The 2,788-nt window shown below is 30.8% G+C and carries 1 protein-coding gene; it reads left to right on the top strand.

Features of this window, described 5'->3' with window-relative positions:
* Nucleotides 1-608 precede the first annotated feature (608 nt).
* A partial coding sequence (locus B2S90_RS08855; protein ID WP_286696915.1) for a CHAT domain-containing protein occupies nucleotides 609-2,788 on the top strand: 2,180 nt, incomplete at its 3' end.

Below are 2,788 nucleotides of genomic sequence, written 5' to 3'. Positions count from 1 at the left end.
AGAATTGAGGAAAGTGAAACTATTGGACAAATAGTCAGAAAGAAGAATAATCAATATATTCAGGAAGATTGGAATGGATTCATTATTCAGGGAAAGATAGAAAACTAATAATCGTATTTAAAGGGACAGCAATGTTACGGTTGCTGTCCCTATGTTTTTACTGTTTACCTCTGTAATTAGTATTACAATATTAGGGTCTTCGGTGGTAATAGTACCATCGTACAAAACCAAATGCACCGATGGCTATATAGATTAATATGATTAATGCTGTAACAGAAATTGAAAATTGATTATCACCAATTTTGATTTTAGACCAACGATCAAAGTATTTGGTGTTGTAGAACCACCATAAGTTAAGTATTACTAAGATTAGTTCTAACATATGTATCCTCCTCACAAGGCAATAAAGATTAAGGAAAGTGTAGTTGAAATGTTGATACACTTTCTTATGCCTTTCATAAAATAACTTATTGGTTATTTAAATTCCCTGTTTTTGTCTTAAAACATTTTAACTTTCAGCATTTACTGTCTTTTGATTTAAGGAGTATAGAATAGTTGTTTTTAATAGATTAGAATGGAATTGACCGATGTTGTTGGGAGGAATATGTATGAATATATTTACAATTGATAGCCTTATCAAGCAAGCAGAAGAAGCGCATAATGAAAAAGATTATGTAAAAGAAAAAAATGCTTATCAAGAGTTATATGATTTATATAAGCATGAACTAGGTGAATTGAAAGATGTTGATAATTATTATAGATATTTGAAAGTTTACAACGAAGCGTTAGAACTATATGAAGAAGATTATGTCGCATATAAAGAAATTCTTAGGGAGCTTAGGGAGAATCATTTTCCTACATTGTTCGCTGTAAGTGATTTAGTGAACTTATATTCTGATTATAATAGGACAATACAACTACTGAGTACGCTTTATGACGCATGTAAAATAATTTTAGGAGAAAATCATCCTGCTACACTATCTGTTTTAAACGATTTAGCAAACTCTTATTCTGGTTTAGGAGATTATAATACTGCATTAGAAATGAAAAATGCAGTTTATAATGGAAGAAAGAAAATTCTAGGAGAGAACCATCCGGATACACTATCTTCACTACTTAGTTTAGCAAACTCTTATTCTGATTTAGGGGATTACAACAAGGCATGTGAACTGCAGAACTTAGTATATAATGTATTTAAAGAAATTCTAGGAAAAAATCATCCGGATACATTATCTGCCTTAAACAATCTAGGAAATTCTTACTTTTATTTAGGAGATTACAATTCAGCGCTAGAAATAAGAAATGCAGTTTATAATACAAGAAAAGAAAATTTAGACGAGGATGATCCAGATACATTAAGAGCACTTGCTAATCTTGCAAACACTTATTCTTGCTTAGGAGATTATAATAAGGCATTTGAATTACAGAATACAGTTTATAATATCCAGAAAGAAATTCTGGGCGAGAATGATCTTGATACGTTATTATCATTAAACAATCTAGCAATATTTTATTCTTATTTAGGGGATTATAACAGGGCATTAGAAGTAGAAAATAGAGCTTATAATGCATTAAAAGAAAATTTAGGAGAGAGTCATCCAGATGCATTACTTGCATTATCTAATCTACTATTTTCACAGATTTATCAAGACAAAACAGATAATGAATCTATCAAGAATCATATGACTGCATATTTTGAAAATGCTAATAATCTTAAGACCACTGCTTTTAGAATAAAAGAAATATCTTCTAGAAGAAACTTTCTTAAATCATTTAATGCAGTGTATGAATTATTGAAAACTAGTGTCTTTGAAAGAAACATCAAAGACTTACTAGATTATCTTTTCATCAATAAGAATCTCTCTTTTGAGATTGATGTTAATAGATCCCACAATGAATCAATGGATGAAAGATTATCTCTAGAAGAAGTGTCTCATGAGATAGGCAATAATCTGATTATCGATTTCTATGAACTTGATGATTCAAAGTATGGTCTTATTCTCATAAAGAAAGGAAAGTATTCACAGTGTGTTGTTAATTATCCAGATATTATCAATGGTTCATTTATTAATGATAAGGATATTCAATTATTCATTGGTTCTATTAGAGACTATGATCATATTTATATCTGTCCTGATGGTAAACTCTATAACTTATCCTTTGAAAGAGTACTTAACTGTCTCAATATTTCTTATCTAAGTTCTGTACAGACACTCTTCGATAATGATACGGATGATGGTAACACAGATCAGCTTGTATCCTTTGTCTATCCTGACTTCTCAGGTACACAATCTGAAGATAGCGACAGAGGCTATACAAAAGGTGTGCTCTATGGCTCATGTCTAGAAGGTACGTTCATTCGTGATATTTATGGCGAGAAGTCCACTATATATAGTTCATATCAAGCCAATCATGATAACTTCCTTAATACAAAAAGACCTAAAGTACTTCATGTTTCTACACATGGTGACTATCTAGATAATGAAAATATGGAACCAATGGATAGAGGTATTCTATGCTTATCAGGATATAACGTGGAAGATAATAATTACGGTTATATCAGTGCTAAAGAAATACAGTATATGGACTTAAAGGGTACAGAACTAGTAGTATTATCAGCATGTAATACAGGACTTGGTGAGAATATAAGTGGTGAAGGTATCTATGGTATTAGACGTGCCTTTGAGCTTGCAGGATGCCAGACATTACTTCTTACTGTAGAAGAAGTAGATGACTTTAACTCTGCAATATTTATGAAATCATTTTATGAAAGATACAATCAGACAAA

The organism is Catenibacterium sp. UBA627, assembly GCF_002299355.1.
GTDB lineage: Bacteria > Bacillota_I > Bacilli_A > Erysipelotrichales > Coprobacillaceae > Catenibacterium > Catenibacterium mitsuoka.
The sequence above is the reverse complement of the archived record's forward strand: the minus strand, read 5'-3'. Positions and strand labels throughout refer to the sequence as shown.